At 74.6% G+C, this 25,845-nt stretch carries 14 protein-coding genes; 8 read left to right on the top strand and 6 right to left on the bottom strand.

What is annotated here, in order from left to right; all coding sequences use genetic code 11:
• Positions 1 to 11: 11 nt before the first annotated feature.
• The 4 genes from KG103_RS15650 to KG103_RS15635 are packed head-to-tail and all read right to left on the bottom strand — an operon-like array spanning position 12 to position 11,032.
• Entirely contained in the window at positions 12 to 5,735 is a 5,724-nt protein-coding gene (locus tag KG103_RS15650; protein ID WP_207339432.1) for a carboxypeptidase regulatory-like domain-containing protein, read from the bottom strand.
• 37 nt (positions 5,736 to 5,772) lie between these two features.
• Positions 5,773 to 8,277: a carboxypeptidase-like regulatory domain-containing protein gene (locus KG103_RS15645; RefSeq protein ID WP_207339431.1), complete on the bottom strand. Its 2,505-nt coding sequence runs from the start codon at positions 8,275 to 8,277 to the stop codon at positions 5,773 to 5,775.
• Entirely contained in the window at positions 8,277 to 10,463 is a 2,187-nt protein-coding gene (locus KG103_RS15640) for a carboxypeptidase regulatory-like domain-containing protein (RefSeq protein WP_207339430.1), read from the bottom strand. The genes KG103_RS15645 and KG103_RS15640 overlap by 1 nt, the downstream gene beginning before the upstream one ends.
• Positions 10,460 to 11,032: a DUF4255 domain-containing protein gene (locus KG103_RS15635; protein ID WP_207339429.1), complete on the bottom strand. Its 573-nt coding sequence runs from the start codon at positions 11,030 to 11,032 to the stop codon at positions 10,460 to 10,462. Before KG103_RS15635 ends, KG103_RS15640 begins: the two co-directional genes overlap by 4 nt.
• Before the next feature lie 247 nt (positions 11,033 to 11,279).
• Here KG103_RS15635 and KG103_RS15630 point away from each other — a divergent pair, with 247 nt between their 5' ends.
• The 3 genes from KG103_RS15630 (at position 11,280) to KG103_RS15620 (ending at position 16,922) form a co-directional block, all read left to right on the top strand.
• Entirely contained in the window at positions 11,280 to 13,190 is a 1,911-nt protein-coding gene (locus KG103_RS15630; protein ID WP_207339428.1) for an ATP-binding protein, read from the top strand.
• A gap of 136 nt (positions 13,191 to 13,326) precedes the next feature.
• A complete protein-coding gene (locus KG103_RS15625; protein ID WP_207339427.1) occupies positions 13,327 to 16,395 on the top strand; it encodes an eCIS core domain-containing protein in 3,069 nt (1,022 codons plus the stop codon).
• A complete protein-coding gene (locus tag KG103_RS15620; protein ID WP_207339426.1) occupies positions 16,392 to 16,922 on the top strand; it encodes a type III secretion system chaperone family protein in 531 nt (176 codons plus the stop codon). The genes KG103_RS15625 and KG103_RS15620 overlap by 4 nt, the downstream gene beginning before the upstream one ends.
• 3 nt (positions 16,923 to 16,925) lie before the next feature.
• On the opposite strand, the gene KG103_RS15615 is transcribed toward KG103_RS15620, so the two are convergent.
• Together KG103_RS15615 and KG103_RS15610 are read right to left on the bottom strand one after the other, a co-directional pair.
• The gene (locus KG103_RS15615; protein WP_207339425.1) at positions 16,926 to 17,315 is read right to left on the bottom strand and encodes a DUF4280 domain-containing protein; all 390 of its coding nucleotides are present in this window, start codon (positions 17,313 to 17,315) and stop codon (positions 16,926 to 16,928) included.
• A gap of 3 nt (positions 17,316 to 17,318) precedes the next feature.
• Positions 17,319 to 17,804 (bottom strand): septum formation family protein, encoded by a 486-nt coding sequence (locus KG103_RS15610; protein WP_207339424.1) that lies wholly within the window; start codon positions 17,802 to 17,804, stop codon positions 17,319 to 17,321.
• Positions 17,805 to 18,062: 258 nt separating this feature from the next.
• Between KG103_RS15610 and KG103_RS15605 the strand changes: the two genes are divergently transcribed.
• The 5 genes from KG103_RS15605 to KG103_RS15585 all read left to right on the top strand — a co-directional run bounded on the left by KG103_RS15605 (position 18,063) and on the right by KG103_RS15585 (position 25,801).
• The gene (locus KG103_RS15605; RefSeq protein WP_207339423.1) at positions 18,063 to 20,642 is read left to right on the top strand and encodes an ATP-dependent Clp protease ATP-binding subunit; all 2,580 of its coding nucleotides are present in this window, start codon (positions 18,063 to 18,065) and stop codon (positions 20,640 to 20,642) included.
• Positions 20,643 to 20,945: 303 nt separating this feature from the next.
• Positions 20,946 to 22,235 carry an extracellular solute-binding protein gene (locus KG103_RS15600; protein ID WP_207339422.1) on the top strand — a complete coding sequence of 430 codons (1,290 nt, stop codon included), beginning with the start codon at positions 20,946 to 20,948 and terminating at the stop codon, positions 22,233 to 22,235.
• Between the two features lie 361 nt (positions 22,236 to 22,596).
• The gene (locus KG103_RS15595; RefSeq protein WP_207339421.1) at positions 22,597 to 23,889 is read left to right on the top strand and encodes an extracellular solute-binding protein; all 1,293 of its coding nucleotides are present in this window, start codon (positions 22,597 to 22,599) and stop codon (positions 23,887 to 23,889) included.
• A gap of 8 nt (positions 23,890 to 23,897) precedes the next feature.
• Positions 23,898 to 24,917 (top strand): carbohydrate ABC transporter permease, encoded by a 1,020-nt coding sequence (locus tag KG103_RS15590; RefSeq protein WP_207339420.1) that lies wholly within the window; start codon positions 23,898 to 23,900, stop codon positions 24,915 to 24,917.
• Entirely contained in the window at positions 24,917 to 25,801 is an 885-nt protein-coding gene (locus KG103_RS15585) for a carbohydrate ABC transporter permease (RefSeq protein WP_207339419.1), read from the top strand. Before KG103_RS15590 ends, KG103_RS15585 begins: the two co-directional genes overlap by 1 nt.
• Positions 25,802 to 25,845 lie beyond the last annotated feature (44 nt).

The raw sequence follows: 25,845 nt of genomic DNA, 5'->3' as shown, positions 1-25,845 counted from the left end.
CACGGTGCGGCTCACCCGTCGACGAGGGCAGTGCCGCCCTGGCCGCCCCCCTGGTCGCCCCCCGGGGTGCCCCCGCCGCCCGGTCCCGGGACGACCGCCGCGGGCTGCACCTGCACGCCCACGGTCGTGCTCGACGGCGCCCACGTCGTCGTCGACGCGGGCACGTAGCGGACCGCCAGCGTGGTGCTCCCCGGCGACCAGCCGGTCGTCGGAACGCGGACGGCGGCGGTCCCGCCGGCGAGGGGGACGGCGGCACCCCACACGGTCGGGGACCCGACGCCGACCTGCACCTGCCCGGCCGGTGTGCCGGAGGCGGTGGTCACGGTGACCGTCACGGTCAGGTCGGCGCCGACCTCGACCGGTCCGGACGTCCGCGCGGACACCGTGGTCACCGCGGGCACGGGCGTGGTGGTCGCGGTGACCAGCAGCTGCGTCGCACCGGCGGGCACCGTCGCCTGCGACAGCGCGACCCGCCACCCGGCGCTCGTCGTCGCGGTGAGCGCGGCGGCCGGTCCGCCGGTGGACCCGGGCACGTACAGCACGGAGTCGCTCGCGCCGTCGAGCAGACGCACGTCCACCGGGGTGCCGCCGGTCGGCGCGATCGTGACGTCCACCGCGGGCGCCCCGCCCGTCGCGCGCAGCCGCAGCTCGACCTCGCGCAGCTCCAGCGGCAGGGTGGTCGGACCGGACACCTGGACCGTCTGCTGCACCGTCGCCAGGTGCCCGGCGGGGCCCGCGGCGCGCACGGTCCACGTGCCGGGCGGCACCTGCGGGAACGTCGTCACGTGCCGCGTGCCGGACCGCGCGACCGACTGCGGCCCGAGCACCGTCCCGGTGCCCGACGTCAGCGTCACGAGGCCACCGGTCAGGTCCGCCCCGATGCTCGACGTGAGCTGCACCGTCACCGCGTGCCGTGTCAGCGGGAACGTCACGTCCAGCACGGTGCCCTGCCCGGGCACGACCTGCACACCGCGCGTGAGGGTGGTCCCGGACGCGGTGAACGTCAGCGCGTACGTGCCGCCGCCCAGCCCGCTGAGCAGGTAGCGCCCGTCGGCGTCGGTCGTGACGGAGACCCCGTCGGTGCTGCCCTGCGGCGTCGCCGTCACGGTGACGCCCGGCAGCGCGCCGGACGACCCGTCGGCGGCCTCCTGCGTGACCTGGCCCTGCACCGCACCCGTGGGGGTCGCCAGCGGCACCTCGACGCGCCCCGGCTGCCCCGGGCCGACGGTCACGCGCGTGCTGACGGTCGTGTACTCGCTGGTCGAGGGCACCACCCACAGCGTGTACGTGAGCGGCAGCAGGCCGCTGAACACGAACTCGTCGTCCTCCACCGTGGGCGGTGCGATCGTCACGGCGTGGTCGGAGTACGCCAGGCGCACGCTCAGACCCGACGTCACGGCGGCACCCGCGGCGTCGGTGACGCGCACGGTGAGGGTCGAGCCGAGCGGGTCGAGCTCCACGTGCGAGGTCGTCGCGCCCGGTGCGACGACGGCCCGGACCGTGGCAGCGGTGTGGGCGTCCGCCGAGGCGGTGACGTCCCAGTCGCCGTCCCACAGGCCCTCGCGGTCCAGGTCGCCCACCAGCGTGAACGCGCCCGAACCGTCGGACCGTGCCGTGAACGTGACGTCGCCGGACCCGGTGCCGTCCGCGGGGCCCACCGCGCGCACCTCGGCCCCCGGCAGCGCGACCGTCCAGCCCGCACCCAGGCGGGTGGACACCGTGCCGTGGATGCGGCCCAGGCCAGCGAGCGGCACGGACGGCGTCGCGACGGACCCCGCACCGACCTCGACGCCCACGGGTGCGGGCGTGCGGAACCCGGCGGCCACGACCTGCAGGTCGTACGCCCCCACGGGCAGGGCGCCCAGGTCGACCACGGGCGTGCCCGTGACGTCCCGCTGCGCGACCACGGCCCCGCCGGCGGACAGCGTGACGCGGGCGGCGGCCAGCGGCGCGGCCCCGTCGGGGGCGAGGGTGACGCGCACACCGCCGTCGCGCAGCAGCACGGTCTGCGAGCGCGTCGTGCCCGCCGTGCCCGTGGTGCGGTAGGGCACGTCGACGACGACCTCGGTGGTCGCGGTGGGCGTGCTCCACCCCGGGGCGCGCAGCGCGAAGCGGTACGTGCCGGGGCGGATGCGGTTCTCGACGCCGATCGCGGTGTCGACGAACGTCAGGGCCACGCGCGTCGCGGGTCGCGCGTCGGGCACCTCGCCGTGGGTCGTGGCCGTGCCGGTGGCCGCCGGCGTGAGACGCACGGTGCCCGTGCCGGGCGGCGCGGACACCAGCTCGAGGGCCAGGTCCGGCACGGCGGCGACGGCGGGGACCAGCAGGACCGACGCGTCGAGCAGCTGGTACGACGGGGTCAGGACCACCCGGTCCACCGCGCCCAGCTCGACCGCGCCGAGGCGTTGCGCGTCGAACCCGTCGGCCTGGACCGCGATGTCGACCTGCCCGGACACCAGCGCCAGCACCGGCAGACCGGCGCAGGCGGCGGTCGCGGCCGTGCAGACGAGCACCTCGCCCGACGCGTCGGTGGTGAACGTCTGGCTGCGGCGCACCTGCGTGGTCCCCGAGTACCCCACGACGCCCGTGACGGTGACGCGGGCACCGGGCAGCGCCTGGTAGGCGTCGTCCGCGGACTGGACGACGACCTGCACGACCTGGTCCCCGACGGGTGACGCGAGCACGACGGTCGCGTCGAGCTGCTGGTTCAGGGAGATGTCGCGATCGACCGCGACCTCGACGCCCGGGTCGTCGGGTGCGGAGGTGACGATCCGGTACGTGCCGGGGGTGAGCCCGCGCAGCTCGGCGACGCCGTGCGTGTCGCTGACGGCCGTCCGGACCGTCGGGCCGCCCACCTGCTCGGCCCGCACGGAGGCGTCGCGGGCCACGTCGATCGCGCCGGTCGCGTCGGCGCGCAGCGTCGTGACCCGGATGATGCCGAGGCGTTCGATGGTCGCGTCGTACCGCCGCGTCTCCCCGGGCAGCAGGACGACCTCGACGGGGTCGGGCGTCACCCAGTCGTCACCCGGCAGCCCCACGACGACGACCTCCCACGTCCCGGCGGGCAGGCGCCGCAGCTCGTACATGCCCTGCGTGAGCCGGGCGCAGCGTGCGTCGGCGCCCGTGCAGGTCGCGGTCGCGGGGGCGCACGTGGTGGCGGACCCGGCGGGGCGCGCGACGACGCACACGTCGGTGGGCAGGGCGCCGACGCGTGGCAGCACCGAGCCGACCAGGGACGGCGACGGCGTCAGGGCGACCGTCGCGGCCTCCACGACGACGCCCATCGGCACGGTGACGGCGACGGTGCCGGTCTCGTACCCGGGCACCGACACGGTGAGCGTGTACCGGCCGGGCAGCAGGCCGCCGTCGCCGTCGGCGGGCAGGACGTACGCGTCGTCCGGGGCGGCGGTCGCGGTGACGGTGCGCGTCGTGCCGTCCAGGCCGGCGGCGGTCGTGGTGACCGTCACCAGGCAGGGCTCGGTGGTGGCCGGGCACTGCACGCGCCCGCCGGTGGAGGCGTCGGTGACGCGGCCCGTGACGCCCGCGGTCGCGACGAGCCCGTCACCGGGCACGGACGTCAGCACGAGGTCCGAGGACGCCGCCGCACCGGCGGCGACCTCGACCTGGGCGTGCCCGGTGACGTACCCGAACGCCTCGGCAGACAGCACGTACGTCCCGGCGGTGACGCCGACGAACCGGTAGGACCCCCGGCCGTCCGAGGACGACATCGACTTGTACGTGGTGGTGCCGTCGCTCAGGGTGAGCCCGGCCGCGGTGACCCCGGCGTCGTCGGCGTCTCGGACCGTGCCCGAGACGGACCCGCCGACGGCCGTCATGGCGACCTCCCACCCCGCGACGCCTGCCGCGGTGAGGTCCAGCTCGCGCGTCACCGTCGCGTACCCCGGGCCGCCGACCGTCACCGTGTACGTGCCGGGCACCGGCAGGTCCGCCAGGACGAACCGGCCGGCGTCGTCGCCGGTGAGGGTCGTGGCGGTCCGCGTGACGGTGCCGTCGGTCGCGGTGACCGTCAGGCCGCCGATGCCGCCGACGCCGCCCAGGGCCGCGGTGCCGACCGCGACGCCGGTGACCGCCGCGACCCCCGGCTCCACCGCCAGGTCGACGTCGCGCTCACCCGCCGCGCCCAGCGCCACGAGCCGCGACGTGCTGCCCCAGCGGTCGGACGACGCCGTGACGAGGTACGTGCTCGGTGTGCTCAGGCCCTCGACGGACCAGGTGCCCACGCGTCCCTCGGTGACGGTGCGCGTGGTCACCGTCGTCGTGCCGTCGGTGAGCGTGAGCTCGACGCCGCCGACGGGCCCCTCGGGGCCGGTGACGAGGCCACGCAGCGCGCCGTCGCCGGCGCGCAGCTCGGTGCGCAGCGGCGTCGCGGACAGCTCGGCACCCGTGAGCACGTACCGCTGGGTGCGGTAGCCGGGCTTGGCGACCGTCACGAGGTAGCGCGTCGTGGGGGACAGCCCGGCGACCGCCCACGTGCCCGCCGCGTCCGTCGTGGTGCGCAGCCGCTGCGCGGTGCCGGTGGTGCCCTCGACGGCCAGCGCGGTGCCCAGCAGCCTGCCGGGCGCCGCGTCGGCGGTGCCGGCGAGCACCCGGCCCACGGCGGCGGCGACCGGACCCGCGGCGGGGGCCAGCGCGGCGGTGACGGCAGCCCCGAGGGCCGCCCGTCCCACGGCGGCGACGGACGTCGGGGCGTCGGTGCCCGTCGTCGTCGCGGGACCGGTCGAGGCCCACAGCTCCGACGTCGGCACCACCTGCACGCTCGCGTCGCCGGGGTCGGGCCCGGAGACCTGCCCGGCGACGCGCAAGGTGGAGGTGCCCGGGGCGGCGTCCGGAGCCGCCGGCGCGTCCCCGGTGCCGTCCCCGCCGTCCCCGCCGGTGGCCGTGCCCGACCCGTCGCCCGACCCGTCGCCCGACCCGTCCGCCGCCGGGGACCCGGGGTCCACCACGAGCGTGTCGCCGTCCCGGTCGCCGAGCGCCGTCACGACGCGCGGGATCCCGACCAGTGCCCCGCCGACCCACAGCGCGAGCACGGCGACGACCGCGGCGACCTTGAGCACACCCGGCCCCAGCCACGCGCGCGACGTGAACGTGCCCGGCACCTGCTGCGGCGCGCCGCGTCCCGTGACGGTGACGGTGTACGTGTGGCGCTGCGCGTGCCCGACCCAGCGGGGCGCGGTCCGCAGCACGGCCGGCACGCGCACCGTCCCCGCGGCGGGGACCTCCACCGCCGCGTGCGGCACGGCGACGTCGACGCCGTGGCCGGTGGCCGACAGCCGCACGGACGCCGGGGTCGCCGCGGTGTTGGCGAGCACGACCTCGACGCGGCGGCGGCCGCGCCCCCGCGCGTCCGTGGGCTCCACACCGGCGACCAGCCCGCCGGCCACGGCGAGCGTGAGCACGGCGTCGGTGACGGTGCGCCCAGCGGCGCTCTCGACCACCACGAGGAACGGGTAGTCGCCGGGGGCGGCGCCCGCCGGCGGCGTCACGCGCAGCGTCGTGCCCGCGGTCGCGCCCGGTGCCAGGGCGGGCACCGTCACGGCCTGCGCGGCCCACGCCGGCTCGAGGCCGATCGCGTGGACCCGCACGTCCAGCGGCCCGGCGGCGACGTTGCGGACGCGGACGGTGACGTCCACGTCGCGGCCCGGGGACCCGTGGGCGTCGCTGCCGACCGTCACCGTCGGGGCGGTGGCGCTGCTGCGCCGGGAGGCGTCGCTCACTGCGGTGCTCCGATCCGGCGTGCCGCGGCACGCGCGCTCACGAGGTCACGTCCACGGTCCGCTGCTCGCTGGCGCCCAGCGTGAACGGCGCCGAGACGCCGAGCACGGAGCCGCCCGCGACCACGCGGACCTCGACGAGGTAGTTCTGCGGTGCGTCGACGTCGTCGAGGGCGTACGCACCGGCGGCGTCGGTGGTGGTCGACGCGACGGGCTGCGCACCCGCCAGGCCGTAGTCCGCGGCGCGGAACAGGCGCACGGTCGCACCGGCGGCCGCGGCACCCGCGCGCGTGACCGAGCCCCGCACGCCCGCGGGTCGCACGAGCACCGGGCTGAGCGTCGCGTCCTGCCCGGCCTGCACCACGACGATCTGCGACACGCTGCGTGTCCCGGCACGCGTGAACGTCACGGTGTACGTCCCGGGCGGCAGGGCGTCGACCGCGTACCGGCCCACGGTCCCGGCGGGTGTCGAGGCGGTCGTGACCGTGCGGGTGACGGTCCCGGACGCCACCTGCACCGTCACGTTGCCGGCCGGTGCCGCGGCACCGGCGGCGTCCTGCTGCTGCACGGTGCCGGACAGCGTGCCCGTCGCGGAGCGCATCGTGACGTCGAGCCCCTGCGCGGACGCGGCCCCCGACGTGACGCGCCCGAACCCGTCGACACTCACCGACAGCACCTGCGACTGCAGGTCCGCGCGCGCGAACGTCACGGTGTACGTGCCGGGCACGGGGACCCCGGTCATCCGCCACGTGCCCGACCCCGACCGTGCGGCGGTGCGCCACGTGCTCGCACCGTCGGTCACGGTGACCTCGACCCCGCCGGGGTCGCCGAGCGGCACGCCCACCGTCCCGCCGAGGGCGCCCTCGGCGTCCCCGAGCACCACGGCGACGCCCGTGAGCTGCTGGCCCTCGCCGAGCGTCAGGGTCAGCGTCGAGGGGGCGCGACCGTCGGCGCTGACGACGACCGTGTAGGTGCCGGGGGTCGGCAGGCCGCGCAGCACGAACGAGCCGACGGCGTCCTGCGTGAGCGACACCGTCTCGACGCGCACCGCAGCGGACGACGCGACCACGGTGGCGCCGCCCAGCGGGCCGCCGCCGCCGCCGACCGTGCCGCTGATCGTGCCGTCACCGAGCAGCAGCGCCAGCTCCAGGCCGCTGCGGGACTCCCCGGCGGCCACGTCGACGCGCTGCACGTGCGTCGCGAACCCCGGCTTCGCGACCACGAGGTCGTACACCGCCGGCGACGGGACGTCGGCGACGTCGAACGTGCCGTCCTCGCCCACGGGCACGGTCCGCACGACGACGCCGTCGCCCGCCACCGGTGCGCCGCCCTCGCGCGCGACGTCCGTGCCCAGCAGCGGCGCGGTGTCCAGGGGCATCTGCACCTGGACGGTCGCACCGCCCACGTCGTCGCCCGTGACGACGCCGGTCAGGGTCGCGGGCACGCCGCCGACCACGACCACGAGCCCCTCGGTCGCGGCGCCGTCCTCGACGTCGACGGCGGTGGCGTCGTCCGGTGACGACGCCGCGGGGTACCAGACCTCGGCGAACCCGGCCCCGCGCACCCGCAGCAGGTACGACCCGCCGGCGAGCCGCCCGACCGTGAACGTCCCGTCGGGTGCGGTGGCGACCGTGGCGACGGCGGCGGTCGTGTCGTCCGGGTCGACGACCTCGACGCTGACGCCGCCGAGCGTCGCGCCCGTCGTCAGCTCCACCACGGTGCCCGCGACGCGCGCGGTCCCGCTCGTCGCCGCGGCGTCCCGCGCCTGCGCGACCTGCAGCGCCAGGTCCCGGTCCGCGGCCGAGCGCTGCACGACCGTGCCGAGCGCCAGCGCGATGACGGTCGCGAACACCGTGACGGCGGCGAGCAGGCCCACCAGGGCCAGCGCACCGCGGGTGAACCGCGGGCGCTGCACGAACACGCCGGTCGCGGCCGGGGGCGCGTCGAGGGCGGGTGCGTGCGGGCCGGTGGTCCGCAGCTCGAAGGGCCGCAGCAGGGGGTCCCCGACCCACGGGCGGCGGGCGCGCGCGGTCAGCGTCACGGACGTCGACGCGCGCGGGGGGACGACGACCTGGGGCGGGTCGAACGCGAAGACGGCCCGCGCCTCGGGGTCGACCGCCGCGAGCCCGCCGACGTGCTCGGTGTTGCCCTCGTTGTGCACGACGGCCGTGAACACGGCCTGCCGGCCCGCGGTGACGGTCGGCGGGTCCAGCACGACGCGCGTGCGGCGCACCGCGGGCACCTCCAGCACGACCTCGTGCAGGCTCACGGCCGCCGGGTCCGCCAGGTCGACGACCTCGACGGTCGCGGTCCCGCGGCCCGCGGGGGCGTCGGGCGGGAGCGTGAGGGCGATCCGCACGCCCACGGTCGCACCGGGGAACAGCCGGGGCTCCGGGTCCCCGACGTGCACCCACGCGGGGTCGACGCCGAGGACGCGCACGGCGAACCCGGTGATGACGTCGCGCGTGTTCGTCAGCGTGACGACGACCTCACCGGTGACGCCGGCTCCGGCGGGCAGGTGGCGGGGGGTGACGTCGACGTGCATCAGGCGCCCGCCACCGTCAGGTCGGTGCGCACCGACGCGCCACCGGTCACGGTGACCAGCGTGGTCACCAGCACGCGGCCGTCCGCGTCCAGCACGGAGACGGTCCACCGGCCGGCGTGCAGGCCGTCGAGGGCGTACGTGCCCGCACCGAGCGTCCCGCTCTGCGCCGACGTCGTGGTGCGGACCTCGGCCCCGTCCGTGGCCCGCACGGTCAGCCCCGCGGTGCCGGCGCCCCCGCGCAGCACGCGCCCGCTCACGGTGCCGGCCGCGGGCCGCAGGGTGACGGTCCCGGCGGACCCGGACGGGGGGTCCACCGCGACCGTGGTCGACGTGTACCCGTCCCGCGTGAACGTCAGCGTCAGCTCGCCCGCGCCGACACCGGCCAGGGTGAACGCGCCGACGTCGCCCGCGGTGAGCGTCGTGGTGGTGCCGCCCGCGCCGCCCGCGGTGACCTGCACACCACCGAGCCCGGTCCCGGCGGGGTCGACGACCCGGCCCGTGACCGTGCCGGCGCCCGCGGGCAGCGCGACCCGCACGTCGTCGCGCTGCTCGCCGGCGGCGAGGTCGACGACGAGCGTCTGCGTGCCGTAGCCGGTGCGCGTGAACGTCAGCACGTACGTCGCCGGCGTCGGCAGCGCGGGCAGCACGAACCGGCCGACCTCACCGACCGTCGGCGTGCCGACCTGCACCTCCTCGCCGTCGACCGTGGTCGTCACCGTCACGCCGCCGAGCGGACGGACGCCGTCGGTGACGACCCCCGCGACCTGCCCGGTGCCGGCGCCGAGGGTCACGGCCGTCGCGATGCGCTGCTGCCCGCCGAGCACCCGCTCGGTGGTGGTGGTCGGCGCGTACCCCTCGGCCGTGAACGTCAGCGTGTACGTGCCGGGCGCGGGCAGCCCCTCGAACAGGTAGGTGCCGCCCTGCGTGGCGGTCGTCCACGTGAGCGCCGGGTCGGCGCCGTCCCACGCAGCGGTCGCGGTGACGTCGACGACGACCTCACGCGTCGTCTGCCCCACGTCGACCGTGCCCGTCAGCGACGCCGCGTCGCCCGTGACGCGCAGGTCGACGCCCTCGGTGGCCTGCTGCGCGGGGGCGCGGACCTCCCGGGCCGCCCCGTCGGTCGGCGCCGCCGGGTACCAGAGGGTCGTGTACCCCGGGGACTGCACGCGTACCAGGTACGGCCCGGGGAAGAGCCCGGACATCGTGTACGTGCCGTCCGACTGCGTCGCGGCCGACGAGACCACGCTCAGGCCGTCCCGGGTGCGCCGCAGGGCGTCGACCGTCAGCCGTCCGACCCCCGCGCCGTCGACGGCCGACGTGACCGTGCCGGTGAGCGTCGCGCCGACGGCCGCGGGCACGGCGCCGTCCTTCGGCAGGGCACCGTCCGGGGTGGCACCGGCGCCCACGGTCGCCGCGTAGAAGGACCCCGCGACGACCTTGCCGACGGGCTCGGCGCCGAGCGCCGTGCGCATGCCGAACCACATCGCCGCCGCCCAGCCCGCCACGATCGCGACCAGGACGAGCGCGGTGACGGCACCCCGGCCCACCAGCGGACGGTGCCGCAGCGTCAGCAGGACGTCGCCGCGGACGGCCACGTCCCCGAGGCCCGCCGCCTCGACGCGCACCGCGCGGTCCTGGTCCGCACCGAGCAGGCGGCGCGGCGCGTGCACGACGACCGTGCTGCCGGCGGTCGCGGCCACCGGCAGGTGCAGGGTCGAGGGGGTGAGCGTCGCGGTGAGCGCGCGGTCGGTGTCGACGGCCCGCAGCGCCAGGTCCAGCGGGACGTTGCCCGTGTTGGTGGCCTGGACGGTGTACGCGGCCCGCCGGCGGGCGCGCACGAGCGTGGGCGCCGCCCCGAGCCGCGTGCCGGGCCGCGCGGGCACCGTCAGCTCGACCGGCAGCGGTGCGGGCGTCGCCCCGCCGGTGCGGCCGGTCAGCACCACCGACAGCACGTGCGTCCCGGCCGGGAAGGTCCCGGGCAGCCGGAACGTGAGCTGCACGTGCGCGGTCGCGTCGGGGAACAGCACCACCCGGCTGGGGCTGACCTCGACCGCGCCGGCGGGCACGCCGAGCACCTGGACGGTCAGCTCGTCGATCACCCCGGAGGTGTTCTGCACCTCCAGGGGGACCGTCCCGGTGCCGCCGGGCGCGACCTCCAGGGCGCTGGGTGCGCTGACCGCCCTCATCGTCGCCCGTCGACGCGGGGCGACAGCTCCGCCTCGACCCCGGAGACGGCGGTCGGTGCGTCCTGCCAGGGGTAGGCGTCCGCGGCCACCGTCGCGACCAGCGTGAACGACGCGCGGACCTGCCCGCCGAGGGACGTCCACAGGTCGCGCGGGCGGTTGCGCTCGTCGGACGCGATCGACAGGTCCACGGGCGAGGCCAGCGCGGCGGGCGCGAGGTCGGCCGGCACGGTCGGGTGGGCGAGCAGGCGCGTCAGCACGTCGCCCAGCAGCTGGTGCTCGTCGCGCGTCGAGCCGGCCCACGCGCTGACGAGGAAGCTCAGCTCGACCATCGGCAGCGGGAACCGGCGGCGTGCGACGGTGCCGTCGGCGTTGCGCACGGGTGCGTCGACGCGGGCGGGCCGGCCCGATCGTGCGACGTCGTAGAGGAAGAGGTTCACGGTCAGGCGGTTGACGGTGGCGGACCACGTGGACGTCGGCGCGTCGAAGACGACGTCGCCCTGCTGCTCGCTCAGCGGCAGCGCGGTGCGCAGGAGTCGCTCCAGCCCGTCCTGCACGGCGGGGATCAGCACGGCACCTCCCGGCGGGCAGCGGACCACGGACACGCCCGTCCGGCGCCGGCGCGCAGGAGAGTGCTGCGGGACCTGCCGTCGGGTGGCCCCACGCTACGGACGGGTCCGTGCGGCGGGCATCGGTAATCGCTACGGAACCTGCCGCGGACCGCTCGACGTGCCGTCGCGCGGGGTGCCAGGGTGCCGACGGGCGAGCGGACCGACCGCACGCGGTCCGGGCGCGACCCGGCGGAGGTGGGGGAGCACGGTGGGCACGTCGGGAGCGCTGCGGGCGTTCGGGGCAGCGGTCGCGCGACGCGGCCCCGGGTGGGCCGACGGGGCCGCGGCCCGCGGGGCGCTCGACGCGCTGACGGCGGACGCCCCGGGGCTCGGCGCCCTCGACCCGGCCCTGGACGACCTCGTCGACGCGTGCGCGCTGACGCCGACCGACCGGCAGGTCGTCGCCGTCGCGCTGCTGGCCGAGACGCACCCGGTCGCGCACCTGCTGTGCGGGCTGCTCGCGGGGGACGGCGCCGCAGGGCTGCCGACGACGGCGCTCGCGGTGGAGCTCGCCGGTGCGTCCGTGCTGGACCCCGCCGCGCACGGCCGGTTCGCCCCGGGGGCTGCGCTGCGCCGCGCCGGGCTGCTGCGGCTGGTGGCCGCCGGCACGTTCGCCACGACGCGTGTCGGGCTCGTGCCGCGGGTCGTCGCCCACCTGCTGGGCCGTCGTGACGCGGCCGCCGAGGTGCGTCCCCTGCTCACCGAGGCGGTGCCCGCGGACGTCACCGGGTACGCCGAGGTCGCGGCGGCGCTGGCCGCGGACGAGCCGCTGGTGTGGGTGCACGCGCCGGTGGGTGCGGCGGGCACGGGCCTGGCGGTCGCGGCGTGCCGTGAGCTCGACGTCGCGTGCGTCGTCGTCGACCTGGAGCGCGTGCCCGCCGTCGCCGGCTCGGACGGGCCGGCGCGGGCGGCGCTGCACGACGCGGTGCGGGCCGCGCAGCTCGAGGCCGTGCTGGGCCGCTGCGTCCTGGTGCTGGCCGGTGCGCACCTGCCCGGCCCCGACCTGGTCCGCCTCGTCACCGACGGGGCCGTGCCGGTCGTGGCGGTGGGCGGCACCGTGTGGGACCCCCGCTGGGCGGGTCCGCTGCCGCCCACGGTCACCGCCGGGAGGCTGACGCTCGCGCAGCGCGCCGAGCGGTGGGCCGCGATGACGGGCCCGGACGTGGCGACCGCGGACGTCGTGTCGCTGCGCATGACCCCGGAGGAGATCGTCCGGGTCGGGCGCCGGGCGCGGGCCGACGCGGCACGGGACTCCCGCGACGTCGACGTCGACGACGTGCGCCGCACGGCGCGGCGCCTCGGCGGGGCCGCCGGCTCGCGCGTGCGCACCCAGGGCACGGCCGCGACCCTCGACGACCTCGTGCTGCCCGACCACACGCGCCGCGAGGTCGAGCGGCTCGTCGCGTGGGCGCGGCACCGCGACGACGTCCTGGCGCTGGGCGACCTGCACGGCAAGGGCGGCAAGGGCACCGGCATCAGCGCGCTGTTCTCCGGCAGCCCGGGCACCGGCAAGACGCTCGCCGCGCACGTCGTGGCCGACACCCTCGGCATGGACCTGTTCCAGGTGGACCTGTCGTCGGTCGTCGACAAGTACATCGGGGAGACGGAGAAGAACCTCGAGCGCGTCTTCCGCCAGGCCGAGTCCCTCAACGCCGTGCTGTTCTTCGACGAGGCCGACGCGCTGTTCGGCTCCCGCTCCGCGGTGACGGACGCCAAGGACCGGTACGCGAACCAGGAGGTCGCTTACCTGCTGCAGCGCATGGAGGCGGCCGAGGGCCTGACGATCCTGGCGACCAACCTGCGGGGCAACCTCGACCCGGCCTTCGCCCGACGCCTGCACTTCATGGTCCACTTCCCCGACCCGGACGTGCCCACGCGCCGGGCGCTGTGGCAGCACCACCTGGCGCAGCTGCCGGCCACGGACCCCGAGGACCCCGTGGACCTGGACCTGCTGGCCGAGACCGTGGAGGTCTGCGGCGGCGACATCCGCAACGTCGTCCTCGCCGCGACGTACGACGCGGTCACCGGCGGGGTGCCGCTGGGGATGCGGCACGTGCGTGCCGCGACGGAGCGGGAGATCGCGAAGCTGGGGCGGCGGCTGACCGACCCGCGGTGGTGAGCGCCAACATGCGTAGTGCTTACCGATGTGCCGGACCGCGGCCCGCGGCGAGGCTGGGCCGCGGGCACGTCCCGGCGTCCCGGCGCTGCGGCCCGCCCGTCCCGCACCCGTCCGCGCACCGTCACCGGAGGCACCGATGAGCACCCACCACGCGCGCGTCCCCGTGCCGACGTCGGCCGCACCGGGCCCGGCCACGCCGCAGCCCGCCGCCCCGACCGCGCCGGAGGCGCTGCGTCCCGCCGCCGCGACGCTGACGGTCGGTGCCGCCGACGACCACGCGGAGCACGCCGCCGACGCGCTGGCCGACCGCGCGCTGTCCCGGCTCGACGGCGAGGACCCGCACCGGCACACCCCCGGGTGCGGGCACCTGCGCCGGTCGTTCGACGGGGCGTCGGGCGTCGTCGGGTCCGACGGCGGGGCGCTGGACGCCGACGTGACGTCGCAGGTCGAGGCCGCCCGGTCGGGCGGCACGGGGCTGCCCGGCCCGGTGCGCCGGCGCATGGAGTCCGCGTTCGGCACGGACCTGGGGCACGTGCGCGTCCACACGGGCCCCGAGGCGGGGCGGCTGTCGCGGGCGATGTCGGCCGAGGCGTTCACGACCGGCGACGACATCTTCTTCGGCCACGGTCGGTTCGCGCCGCACGACCCGGTGGGGGAGAAGGTGCTGGCGCACGAGATCGCGCACGTGGTGCAGGAGACCGGATCGCGGGCCGTCCGCCGGTTCTCCAACCCGTTCAAGAAGCTCTTCGGCAAGGGCGCCCCGACCGCGCCGACGCAGAAGGAGCTCGACGCGCAGAAGGTCAAGGAGGGCAAGGTCGCGGAGAAGGCCGAGCTCGCCGCCCTCGCGCGGGACCGGGCCACGGGGCAGCAGGGCCGCGCGGACCTGTCGAGCATGGTCCACGAGGACGACGGCCTCACGTCCGTCACGGCCGGCGAGCGCATGGACGTCCTGTGGGCGCGGTTCGACATGGCGCTGGCCCACGAGCTGCGGATCTACCGCAAGGTCCTGCGCAGCGGCGTCCCCCAGGAGGAGGCCGCGACGTACGCGTACGACAAGACGTGGCACGGCACGTTCCGGTCCCTGGAGTCGGTCCGGCCCCCGCGCGAGACGGCCGCCGAGCGGCTCATGCTCCAGGTGCGCTCCGCCCGGGACGTCGAGGCGCGCCACGAGGAGGCGATGGAGTCCGAGGAGGAGGAGCTCGCCGGATCGCGCGTCATGCCGAAGGACCTCGAGGACGTGTACGACCGCATGGTCACCGCCATGCGGTCCATCACGACGGCCGAGCCGGAGGTGCACCCGGAGCTCGCCCGCGACCGGGCCGCCAAGCAGGTCCGCGACTCCCTGACGCCGAAGGTCGCCGGGCGGCTGCCGCTGCGCAACTCGGCCGTCGACCGCGAGGCGTGGGCGCTGGCGGAGCAGCGCGCGCCGATCCTGGAGGCGCGCCGCGAGCGGCAGGCGCAGGGCGTCGCCGCGAACCTCGAGGCGCTCGGCGGGCTCGACAAGGCCGACGCGACGTCGGGCACGGTCGAGTCCGCGGGCGGCTCCGTGCTGTCGATGATCGGCACCGTCGGCGGCAAGATCGCTGACCACTACACCCCCGAGCTCGCCAAGGCCCCCGGTGCGTCGAACCTGAAGATCCCGAAGAAGGTCGACGGCGGCGCGGTCAACAAGATCGTCGAGGCGAAGTACCGCACGGGCAAGGGCCTGAGGTCCGACGACGACTTCGAGAAGGGCGCCGGCGACCCGCTGAAGACCGCGGGCGGGCGGGCCAAGGAGGGCATCTCGACGGTCACCGGGATGCTCGGTGGCCTGCTCACGGCGGTGCGCGAGGCGTTCGCGACCGCGCGCTCGGTGCGCGACGCGTGGAACGAGAGCGACCCGTACGCCGCGATGTCGGCGACGAAGTCCGGCGCGTCGGCGGTCGACGGGCTGGTGTCCGCGGCGAAGTCGACGGCGAGCCTCGCCAAGCTCCTCGGCGACAAGGGGGTGGCGGACGGCGTCGCGAAGGTCGTGCCCGGTCTGGACATCGTCGCCTCGGCGCTGGCCATGGTGAAGGCCGTCACCGACGTCGCCGTCGCGGGCATGCGCCAGCACGAGACCGACACCGCCATGTTCTCCGCCCGCGTCAACCGCCCCGGCAAGAACGCGAACGTCATGGTGTGGCCGCTGATGAACGTGTCGCGCAGCCACACGAAGAACCTCGAGAGCACGACGTGGGCGCTGGGCTCGTCCGTGGTCGACCTGGGTCTGTCCATCGGGCAGGTCGCGTCCGCCGGCGGGTTCGGCATCCCCGCGGCGATCAAGGGCGTCAAGTCGGTCGTCGACAGCGTGCACTCCCTCGGCCACTTCATCGCCGACGAGGTGTTCGTCGTGCAGGCGCAGGCCGCGGAGCGCGAGTCCGCCGTGCAGCATCTCGAGGGCGGCGCCGAGCACGAGCTGCGCCGCCACCCCAAGGCCGCGGTCGACGGGATCATCCTGCGCGCCGCCGCCGGTGACGAGACCGCCAAGGCGTTCCTCGCCAACTACCGGGTGCAGGGCCGCCCCGTGGGGCCCGACCTGCTCAACCGCATCAAGCCCCGGACGGTCGTCGCGCACGACCCGCAGAAGCGGCGCTCGTCGCCGCAGGACCTGCGCGCCGCGGAGAAGGAGCAGCTGACGACGGACGACGGCGCGCTCGCGCTGATCCGGGAGGCCGTGCTGGAGTCCATGGGCGTCGACGCCGACCCGCAGACCGTGTTCGAGCGGACGCGTGCGGCGTTCGAGGACGCCGTCGGCGCGGCGGGCGGCACCGCGGGCGGGCTGCTGGACCGCTGGCGGCGGTCCGGCTCCCTCGCGGGCGAGCGCAACACCGCGCAGGCGGGTGCCGAGGCGAACGGCGGCAGGGTCCGCGACGACCGTGGTCTGTTCTGGCGCGTGCGGCAGACGCTGAAGGGCGAGGAGCACCTGGCCCGCAAGGAGCGGATGACCGCGCTGCTGACGGCGCAGGGGACCGGCGCCCCGGCAGCGGGCCTCGTCGTCGGGGCGCACACGCTCGCCCCGGACGCCACACCGCCGCAGTTCGCGCAGTTCGTCGACACGGTCAGCGTCGAGGACCTGGAGGCCGAGCTGGCAGCCCGTCCGCAGCGCAACTCCCCGGAGATGGTCGACCTGCTGCTCGAGCTGCTGCAGCGCAAGCTCACCGAGGCCGCGGGGGCCACCCCGTGAGGCCGCTGCTGACCGCGGTCGCCGCAGCCCTCGCCCCGGCGCGTCCCCTGCGCGTGGACGACGCCGCGGGCACGCTCGACGTCGCCTCCCAGCTGCCCGGCGGGGAGCCGGTGCTGGTGCTCGTCCGGGAGGAGGCCGCCACGGTCACCTGCTACGGCCGTGTGCCCGTCGACGTCCCGGCGGACCGTGCGGCCGACGTCGCCCGGCTCGCGGGTGCGCTCACGGCCGACCTGTTCACGACGTGCGTCGAGGCCGGGTCACCGACCGGGACGGTCGCCGTGCGCGGCTCGCTGGCCCTCGGTCCGCTCGCACCGGTGCCCGACGGCCGGCCCGTCCTGCACCCCGACGTGCTCGGTGCGCTGCTGCTGGCGGTCGTCGAGGACGTCGAGGCGACGGTCGAGCGCGTCCTGGACGCGGTCGAGGACGTCGTCGCCGGCACCCGCGGTCCCGCCGAGGCCGCGTACGACGTCCGCACCGCGGACCTCGACGCGCTCGTCCTGCAGGTCGAGGCGCTCGAGGCCGACTGACCGTCAGGCGACCGTCGTGCGGACCGGGCCCGGCACCACGACCTGCACCACGCCGCCGTACGCGCACACGCACATCGCGCCCTGCGCGAGGACCGGCTGGCCGCCGACCACGGTGCGCGGGGCGGCGGGCGTCCACGTCCCGGTCGTGGCCGGCACGCACGGCATCGGGGTCAGCACGCCCAGGGCCGCCGCCGTCGCCGCCGCGACCTGCGGGTTGGCCAGGGACAGGCACATGGCGAACGGCGGGACGTTGACCAGGGGCGCCGCGTCGGAGACGGTCGCGACCGGGCGGCCCTCGACCAGCACGCGCGGCGTCGGGAGCGCGACGAGCGTGGCGGGCGCCGTCCCGAACGAGCAGGTGACGGTGGCCGACGTGGTGACGGGCAGGGGCACGGCTCAGCGCCCCGAGCCCGCGACCGACGCGATGAGCTGCTCACCGGTGGTCGTGACGAGGCAGGTCACCGTCGTGTCGCCCTCGGACCAGCCGCGCGCCGACGGCAGCAGGTAGGTGAGGAAGAGGTCGGAGTCGCGGTAGTCCACGCCCACGTACCCCGCGAACCGCTCGGCGCACACGCCGTCGGCGAACGCCGCCAGGGCGTCGACGCCCGGGTGGGCCTCGGGGCCGTCGAGCGCGTCGGGCACCAGCGCGTAGACCTCCATCTGGTGCGGGGCGTCGCACGCGACGGTGGTGACGTCGGTCAGCTCGGCCTGCACGTCGTCGGGGGTGACGACGCAGTCGCCCACCGCGAGGTCGAGCACCTGCGTCGCGTTCGTCCCGTCGTCGCCGAACCACGCGCAGCCCGCGACGGCGACGTTCGTCAGCAGTGCCGCCCCGACCAGGGCTGTCGCCCGGGGCCGTCGCGTCGCCGTCCTGCGTCCCACTGTCCCTCCCACCGTGCTGCCGGTGCGCACCGGCCCGTGCAGCGTAGGTCGCGGGTGGGGCGGTGCCATCCGTAGTCGATGCGCAAGTCCGGTGCGCACGACGGCGGCAGCGGGGTGGGAGACCGGGCTCCGCCTGCGGCGAACACGGGACGTGGCGGAGGTACCCCGCCGTTAGCATCGAAACACGCCGCTTCGTCGGCTCCGCCCGGACCCCTGCCGGGTGGCGCAGCCGGGGCACGCCGCTCGTGAGGAGTGCACATGTTCGAGAGATTCACGGACCGAGCCCGTCGCGTGGTCGTCCTCGCCCAGGAAGAGGCGCGGATGCTCAACCACAACTACATCGGCACCGAGCACATCCTCCTGGGTCTGATCCACGAGGGTGAGGGTGTCGCGGCCAAGGCCCTGGAGTCCCTCGGCATCTCCCTGGAGGCGGTCCGCGCCCAGGTGCAGGAGATCATCGGCGAGGGCCAGCAGGCGCCGAGCGGGCACATCCCGTTCACGCCGCGCGCCAAGAAGGTCCTGGAGCTGTCGCTGCGCGAGGCGCTGCAGCTCGGCCACAACTACATCGGCACCGAGCACATCCTGCTCGGCCTGATCCGTGAGGGCGAGGGCGTCGCCGCCCAGGTCCTCAACAAGCTCGGCGCCGACCTCAACCGGGTCCGCCAGCAGGTCATCCAGCTCGTCTCGGGCTACCAGGGCAAGGAGCCGGTCGCGTCGGGCGGCCCCGCCGAGGGTCAGCCCTCGGGGTCGGCGGTGCTCGACCAGTTCGGCCGCAACCTCACGCAGGCGGCCCGCGACGGCAAGCTCGACCCGGTCATCGGGCGCGAGAAGGAGATCGAGCGGGTCATGCAGGTGCTGTCCCGCCGCACCAAGAACAACCCGGTGCTGATCGGCGAGCCCGGCGTCGGCAAGACGGCGGTCGTCGAGGGCCTGGCCCAGGACATCGTGCGCGGCGACGTGCCGGAGACGCTGAAGGACAAGCAGCTCTACACGCTCGACCTCGGCGCCCTGGTCGCCGGCTCGCGCTACCGCGGTGACTTCGAGGAGCGCCTGAAGAAGGTCCTCAAGGAGATCCGCACGCGCGGCGACATCATCCTGTTCATCGACGAGATCCACACGCTCGTCGGTGCGGGTGCCGCCGAGGGCGCGATCGACGCCGCGTCGATCCTCAAGCCCATGCTGGCGCGCGGCGAGCTGCAGACCATCGGTGCCACCACGCTCGACGAGTACCGCAAGTACGTCGAGAAGGACCCGGCCCTGGAGCGCCGCTTCCAGCCGATCCAGGTCGCCGAGCCGAACCTGCAGCACGCGATCGAGATCCTCAAGGGCCTGCGCGACCGCTACGAGGCGCACCACCGCGTGTCCATCACGGACTCCGCCCTGGTGGCCGCCGCGACGCTGGCCGACCGGTACGTCAACGACCGGTACCTGCCGGACAAGGCGATCGACCTGGTCGACGAGGCCGGCGCCCGCCTGCGGATCCGCCGCATGACGGCCCCGCCGGAGCTGCGCGAGCTCGACGAGCAGATCGCCGAGACGCGTCGCGACAAGGAGTCCGCGATCGACGAGCAGGACTTCGAGAAGGCCGCGCGCCTGCGCGACGAGGAGAAGCAGCTCGGGCTCAAGCGCGCCGAGAAGGAGAAGGCCTGGAAGAACGGCGACCTGGACGCCGTCGCCGAGGTCGACGAGGAGCTCATCGCCGAGGTGCTGGCGAACGCCACGGGCATCCCGGTGTTCAAGCTCACCGAGGAGGAGTCCAGCCGGCTCCTGCACATGGAGGAGAACCTGCACAAGCGGGTCGTCGGGCAGGACGCGGCGATCAAGGCGCTCTCGCAGGCCATCCGCCGCACGCGTGCGGGTCTGAAGGACCCGAAGCGTCCCGGTGGGTCGTTCATCTTCGCCGGCCCCACCGGCGTCGGGAAGACCGAGCTGGCCAAGGCGCTCGCCGAGTTCCTCTTCGGGGACGAGGACGCGCTGATCCAGCTCGACATGTCGGAGTTCTCGGAGAAGCACACGGTGTCGCGGCTGTTCGGGTCGCCTCCCGGGTACGTCGGGTACGACGAGGGCGGGCAGCTCACCGAGAAGGTGCGTCGCAAGCCGTTCTCGGTCGTCCTGTTCGACGAGGTCGAGAAGGCGCACGCGGACATCTTCAACTCGCTGCTGCAGATCCTCGAGGACGGTCGCCTGACCGACTCGCAGGGCCGCGTCATCGACTTCAAGAACACCGTGATCATCATGACCACGAACCTCGGCACGCGGGACATCGCCAAGGGCGTCATGACCGGCTTCCAGGCCGGTGGCGAGCTGGCGACGGACTACGAGCGCATGAAGTCGAAGGTCAACGACGAGCTCAAGCAGCACTTCCGGCCCGAGTTCCTCAACCGCGTCGACGACGTGGTGGTCTTCCCGCAGCTCTCGCAGCCCGAGATCTTCCAGATCGTCGACCTGATGATCGCCAAGCTCGACAAGCGCCTGCGCGACAAGGACATGGCCATCGAGATCACGCCGGCGGCCAAGAAGCTGCTGTCGGAGAAGGGCTACGACCCTGTCCTCGGTGCCCGTCCGCTGCGTCGCGCGATCCAGCGGGACATCGAGGACGCGCTGTCCGAGAAGATCCTGTTCGGTGAGCTGAAGGCCGGTCAGAAGGTCATCGTCGACGCCCAGGGCGAGGGTCTGCTCGGGGAGTTCCTGTTCCGTGGCGTGCCGCGCGGCGCGCAGGACGTGGACCCGCTGCCGGTCGGTGCGTCCGTCGGCACGCCGGGCTCCGGCACCGACGTCCCGGCGGCGCCCACGGCGCCGGCCCGCGGTGACGGCGGCACGGGGCTCGCCCCCGCCTGACCCGCACGCACGACGCACGCAAGGCCCCGGTCCCGCGAGGACCGGGGCCTTGCGCGTGCCCGGGGCCGGGGGCGGCCAGCACGCCGCCCGTGGTGTTCTGCCCGTCCTGCCCTCTGCTGGGTGTTTGACGATATATCTCCCGCCCTGGGAGAGTCGGTCAGCCGTCGACGGCAGGGCACGTCCGGTCGGTGCCCGACGAGGGGCGCGACGCACCGGGCGGTACGCGAACCGGTGGACCTGGCGTCGGCAGGGGGCCCCGGGCGTCGCCCGGGATCAGCTGGCTCGACGAAGAGGACAGATCTGATGAGGGTGACGAGGACGGTGGCGGCATCGGCCGCGCTGGTCATGGGGGCGCTGGTGCTGGCCGCGTGCGGCGGCTCCACCGACGAGGGCGGGCAGGAGGACGGTGCCGTCACGATGACGTTCTGGCACAACTCCACCACCGACGCCGGCAAGGCGTACCAGCAGGAGATGGTGGACGCCTTCGAGGCCGAGAACCCCGGCGTCGAGATCACCCTGCAGGTGGTCCAGAACGAGGAGATGGACGGCAAGCTGCAGACGGCGCTGAACTCCGGCGACGCGCCGGACATCTTCATGGCCCGCGGTGGCGGCAAGCTCGCGGACATCGCCGAGGCGGGCCAGGTGATGGACCTGACCGACCTCGTCGACGACTCCACCCGCGACGCCCTGGGCGGCACCATCGAGGCCTTCACGATCGACGGCAAGGTCTACGGCATGCCCACGGCGGTCCTGCCCGGCGGCATCTTCTACAGCAAGGACCTGTTCGCGCAGGCGGGCATCACGTCGACGCCGACGACCATGGCCGAGCTCGAGCAGGCCGTCGCCGCGCTGAAGGCCGCCGGCATCGAGCCGATCGCCCTGGGGGCCAAGGACGCGTGGCCCGCGGCGCACTGGTACTACTTCTACGCCCTGCGGTCGTGCTCGCAGGACACGATCGACCAGGCGGCGAAGGAGCGCAGCTTCGACGACCCGTGCTGGACGCAGGCGGGTCAGGAGTTCGCCGACTTCGCGGCGCTGCAGCCGTTCAACTCGGGCTTCCTCACCACCAGCGCGCAGCAGGGTGCGGGGTCGTCGGCCGGCCTGGTCGCCAACCACCAGGCGGCGATGGAGCTGATGGGCGCGTGGAACCCCGGTGTCATCGGCGGGCTGACGCCCGACGGCGAGCCGCTGGCCGACCTCGGCTGGTTCCCGTTCCCGCAGGTCGAGGGCGGTGCGGGTGACCCGACCGCGATGATGGGCGGCATCGACGGGCTCAGCTGTCACGTCGACGCCCCGGCCGAGTGCGCCGAGTTCCTCAACTTCCTGCTCCGCAAGGAGAACCAGGAGGGCTTCGCGGAGGCGTTCGTCTCGCTGCCCGCCAGCAAGGAGGCCCAGGGCGTGGTGACCGACCCCGCGCTCCAGGAGGTCCTGGCCGCCTACGACGACGCCGCGTACGTGTCGGTGTGGCTCGACACGCTCTTCGGGCAGAACGTCGGCAACGCGCTCAACGGGGCCGTGGTCGAGATGCTCGCGGGCGACGGCGACGCCGCGGGCATCGTCTCCGCCGTCAACGACGCGGCCGCCAAGGAGTAGCGGTGACGGGGCGCCGGTCGACCGGTGCGGCGTGCACGGCACCGCGTCGCGCAGGTGCGGCGGGTAGGACCTCGGTCCGTGGTCGGCCCGACGGCGTGCCCACTATGACGGAGGAGCGTCGGCCGACGTCCAGCACATATGCCCCCACTGTTTCGATATCGTTATCGAACCAGTTTGACGATCCCGCGAGGCCGCTGTCAGAGTCAACGACAGCCCCGTACAGCGGGGTGAGGGTGGAGGCGCCGCACGGTTGCGTCGCACGTCGTCCGGACGTGAGCGCACTGCAACGCTCGACCCGCCCTCGAGGCGGCCCCCACGGGCTCGTCCAACCACTGTGTGGCTCAACGAAGAGGGACAGACCATGAAGGTAAGGAAGACACTGGCGGCCACGGCCGCCGTGCTCATGGGCGCTCTGGCGCTCACCGCCTGCGGCGGCTCCGACGACAACGCCGGCGGGGGCGACGGCGGCGACGCCGAGCTCACGTTCTGGCACAACTCCACGACGGGTGACGGCAAGGCCTACTGGGAGGCCACCGCGGCGGCCTTCGAGGAGGCCAACCCGGGCGTGACCATCAAGATCCAGTCCATCCAGAACGAGGACATGGACGGCAAGCTCCAGACCGCCCTCAACTCGGGCGACGCGCCGGACATCTTCATGGCGCGTGGTGGCGGCAAGCTCGCCGACATCGTCGACTCGGGCCAGGTCATGGACCTCACCGACAAGGTCGACGACGACGTGCGCGAGGCCGTCGGCGGCGCGCTCGACGCGTTCAAGGTGGACGGCAAGATCTACGGCATGCCGACCGCCGTGCTCCCCGGTGGCATCTGGTACAGCAAGGACCTGTTCGCGCAGGCCGGCATCACCGAGACGCCGAAGACGATGGCCGAGCTCGAGGACGCCGTCGCCAAGCTCAAGGCCGCGGGCGTCCAGCCCATCGCCCTGGGCGCCAAGGACGCCTGGCCCGCCGCGCACTGGTACTACTTCTTCGCGCTGCGTGCCTGCTCGCAGGACACGATCAACGAGTCGGCCGCCGAGATGAACTTCGACGACCCGTGCTGGGCCGAGGCGGGCAAGGCGTACGAGGAGTTCGCCGGTGTCGAGCCGTTCAACAACGGCTTCCTGACGACGACGGCGCAGCAGGGTGCCGGCTCCTCGGCCGGTCTGCTGGCCAACCACCAGGCCGCGATGGAGCTCATGGGTGCGTGGAACCCGGGCGTCATCGCCGGTCTGACGCCCGACGGCGAGCCGCTGGCCGACCTCGGCTGGTTCCCGTTCCCGGCGATCGAGGGTGGCGAGGGTGACGCGACGGCCATGATGGGTGGCGTCGACGGTTACGCCTGCCACGTGGACGCGCCGGACGTGTGCGCCGACTTCCTCAACTTCTACATGGGGCAGGAGCACCAGGAGGGCTACGCCGAGGCGTTCGTCACCCTGCCGGCCTCGAAGGACGCGCAGGGCGCCGTCACCGACCCGGCCCTGCAGGACGTGCTCGCCTCGTACAACGACGCCGCCTACGTGAGCGTCTGGCTGGACACCCTGCTCGGCCAGAACGTCGGCAACGCGCTCAACGGCGCGGTCGTCGAGATGCTCGCCGGCAACGGTGACGCTGACAGCATCGTGTCCACGGTCCAGGCCGCGGCAGCCAAGGAGTAACTGGTCCGATGAGCAACTCCCAGGGCGGGAACGCGCTGCTGAGGACGTCGACGCCCGGGGATGGCTCGGTCGTCGGGGGCGGTGCCGGTACGGCACCGTCCCCGGCGCGCCGGCCCCGCCGCAGGGGTGACTGGCGCAAGCGTGCCGAGATCACCCTCCTCGCAGGCCCCGCGATCGTCGTCTTCGTCGCGTTCGTCATCTTCCCCGTCGTCATGGCGGCGTACTACGGGTTCTACAAGTGGAAGGGCTACGGGGTCCCGACGGACTTCGTGGGACTGGAGAACTACGCCACGATCCTGCAGGACACCACCTTCCACGACGCGTTGATGCACAACGGCTTCATCGTCGTGATGTCCCTCGTCATGCAGGGACCGGCGGCCGTGGTCCTCGCGCTGCTGCTCAACCGCAAGATGCGGGGCCGCGGGCTCATCCGCGTCCTGATCTTCGTGCCCTACGTCGTCTCCGAGGTCATCGTCGGGACCGGCTGGAGCCTCATGCTCCAGACCACGGGTGCCGTGAACGACCTCTTCGCCAAGATCGGGCTCGAGGGGTGGGCGGTCGACTGGCTGTCCGACCCCGACGTCGCGATCTGGTCGCTGATGATCATCATCACGTGGAAGTACATCGGCTTCGCCGTGATCCTCTTCCTCGCGGGTCTGCAGTCCATCCCCGAGGAGCTCCACGAGGCCGCCGCGATCGACGGCGCGTCCTACTGGCAGGCGCAGCGCAGCATCACGCTGCCGCTGCTCGGCCCGACCGTCCGCATCTGGGCGTTCCTGTCGATCATCGGGTCGCTCCAGCTGTTCGACCTCGTCTACATCATCTGGGGCCAGTACGTGTCCGCCACGGCGGGTACCTCGACGATGGCGACCTACATGGTGCTCAACGGGCGCAACGCGGGGAACTACGGCTTCGGTAACGCCGTCGCCGTGGTCCTCTTCCTCATCTCGCTGGTCATCGCGCTGACCTACCAGCGCTTCGTGCTCAAGCGGGACACCGAGGGCGCGCTCACGGGAGGGAAGAAGTGATGGCCGCCAACGCGGTTCAGGCAACCCCGGCGAAGCTGCCCGCACCCGTGCGGCGGCGCGTCAAGACGCTCGACAAGGTCAACCCGCTCGTCTACGTGGTGGCGTGGCTCCTCGTCGGCATCTGCGTCGGGCCGGTCATCTACATCATCCTCGGCGGTCTGCGCACCAACTCGCAGATCACCGCGGACCCCTCCGGGTTCCCGACGACCTGGGAGTGGGGCAACTACTCCGCGGTCCTCAACAGCTCGCTGTTCTGGCAGCAGGCCGGCAACTCGGCGATCAGTGCGATCGCCACGACGGCCGGTGTCGTGATCCTCGGGGTCATGGCGAGCTTCGTGCTCGCCCGCTACGACTTCAAGGCGAGCACGGCGATGTACTCGCTGTTCGCCGCGGGTCTGATGTTCCCGATGACGGTCGCGATCACGCCGCTGTACATCATGATCAAGAACCTCGGTCTGATGAACAGCCTCGCGGGCATCATCCTCCCGCAGATCGCCTTCGCTCTGCCGACGACGATCATCATCCTGGTGCCGTTCCTGCGGGCCATCCCCAAGGAGCTCGAGGAGGCCGCCGCGATCGACGGGGCCAGCCGCATCGGGTTCTTCTTCCGGATGGTCGTCCCGCTGTCGGTCCCGGGCGTCGTCACGGTCGGTATCCTCGCCTTCGTGGCGGCCTGGAACAGCTACATGCTGCCGTTGTTCATCCTCAACGACGAGTCGATGTACACCCTGCCTCTGGGTGTGCAGTCGTTCGCCTCGCAGTACTCGGTCGACACCGCCCGGGTCCTCGCGTTCACGTCGCTGTCGATGATCCCGGCGCTGATCTTCTTCTCGCTGTTCGAGCGGCGGATCGTCGGCGGTCTGACCGGCGCCGTCAAGGGCTGACGACCCCTTCTGCGCGCCCGTCCGGGTTCGTCCCGGGCGGGCGC

Source organism: Cellulomonas wangleii, from assembly GCF_018388445.1.
GTDB classification, from domain to species: Bacteria; Actinomycetota; Actinomycetes; order Actinomycetales; family Cellulomonadaceae; genus Cellulomonas; species Cellulomonas wangleii.
Note: the sequence above shows the minus strand (reverse complement) of the source record. Positions and strands in the feature narration are given on the sequence as shown.

What these genes read in the sequence shown, in the direction of transcription:
- KG103_RS15645 (WP_207339431.1), bottom strand. Translation starts at nt 8,277, where the DNA reads ATGCACGTCGACGTCACCCCCCGCCACCTGCCCGCCGGAGCCGGCGTC.
- KG103_RS15640 (WP_207339430.1), bottom strand. Translation starts at nt 10,463, where the DNA reads ATGAGGGCGGTCAGCGCACCCAGCGCCCTGGAGGTCGCGCCCGGCGGC.
- KG103_RS15625 (WP_207339427.1), top strand. Translation starts at nt 13,327, where the DNA reads ATGAGCACCCACCACGCGCGCGTCCCCGTGCCGACGTCGGCCGCACCG.
- KG103_RS15605 (WP_207339423.1), top strand. Translation starts at nt 18,063, where the DNA reads ATGTTCGAGAGATTCACGGACCGAGCCCGTCGCGTGGTCGTCCTCGCC.
- KG103_RS15600 (WP_207339422.1), top strand. Translation starts at nt 20,946, where the DNA reads ATGAGGGTGACGAGGACGGTGGCGGCATCGGCCGCGCTGGTCATGGGG.
- KG103_RS15595 (WP_207339421.1), top strand. Translation starts at nt 22,597, where the DNA reads ATGAAGGTAAGGAAGACACTGGCGGCCACGGCCGCCGTGCTCATGGGC.
- KG103_RS15590 (WP_207339420.1), top strand. Translation starts at nt 23,898, where the DNA reads ATGAGCAACTCCCAGGGCGGGAACGCGCTGCTGAGGACGTCGACGCCC.
- KG103_RS15585 (WP_207339419.1), top strand. Translation starts at nt 24,917, where the DNA reads ATGGCCGCCAACGCGGTTCAGGCAACCCCGGCGAAGCTGCCCGCACCC.